Origin of the sequence: Rothia nasimurium (assembly GCF_928391935.1) — a bacterium.
Classification (GTDB): Bacteria; Actinomycetota; Actinomycetes; order Actinomycetales; family Micrococcaceae; genus Rothia; species Rothia nasimurium_D.
The window spans coordinates 1-446 of sequence record NZ_CAKMTD010000025.1; the positions used below are offsets into that span (position 1 = coordinate 1).

General features: G+C 68.4%; 1 protein-coding gene. It reads right to left on the reverse strand.

Going from position 1 to position 446, the window contains the following annotated elements:
- Positions 1 to 90: 90 nt before the first annotated feature.
- Positions 91 to 446, reverse strand: a 356-nt coding sequence (gene fliE, locus L7A15_RS10595) for a flagellar hook-basal body complex protein FliE (protein ID WP_237212509.1), incomplete at its 5' end; no start/stop codon positions are given.

The following is a 446-nucleotide window of genomic DNA, read 5'->3' on the forward strand; positions in this document are numbered from 1 at the left end:
CTCTGGATGCGGTCGAACCAGCCGCCGGCCTTGTCGGCGCCCTGGGCGAAGCTGTCCTTGGTGAGTGCGAGTGCCATCCGGTATCAACCTTTACAGCGGCATGTTCATCACGTCCTGGTAGGCCTGGACGAGACGGTTGCGGACTTCCACGGTGGCGCGGAAGGCGATCTGGGACTGCTGGGAGGCGACCATGACGCGCGCCAGGTCGGCACTGGGGTCACCCATTTCGAAGGCCTTGGCGAGCGCGCCGGATTTCTGCTGCGCTTCGTTGACCCCGTTCAGGGCGCCGCGCAGCGTTTCGCTGAAGCTGGTGCCCTGGGGAGCGCCGGCCGCTTCGCTGCCGGCCAGGCCCTGGATCGCGGTGGACTGGCCGACGTCGGCGGCCGGGCCGAGCGCAGCCGAGCCCATCTGGCTCTGGTAGCTGCGGATCTGCGACAGGATGGAGG